We start from the raw sequence: 358 nt of genomic DNA, 5'->3' as shown, positions 1-358 counted from the left end.
CGGCGAGCACGCCGGAGACCGCCACCTGGCTGCCCACCAGCGACATGCCGAGCGCAGCGAACAGCGGGCCGGTCCAGGCGGGGCCGTGCCGATCCGCCCGGCGGACCTCGGGGCTGCTCCGGTGGGTGTCGGTGTGGGTACCCGCGTGCGGCGCGGAGCTGGTGCTGGTCGTCATGTCCGCGAGCCTGCCCGCGTTTTGGTATATCTGACAGTGCCAAGACTTCAGAGTTCGAGGGGACCAAATGCCCGGGGCCGACTTTCTCCAGCTCGACCCCGCCCACGCCCCGGCCGGCGGGCTGACCGCCTGGCTCGCCGAGGCGGTGCGGCGCGCCGTGTCCGACGGACGCCTGGTCCCGGG

It is taken from the genome of Promicromonospora kroppenstedtii DSM 19349 (assembly GCF_000515355.1).
GTDB lineage: Bacteria > Actinomycetota > Actinomycetes > Actinomycetales > Cellulomonadaceae > Promicromonospora > Promicromonospora kroppenstedtii.
This window is presented reverse-complemented; position numbering follows the sequence as displayed.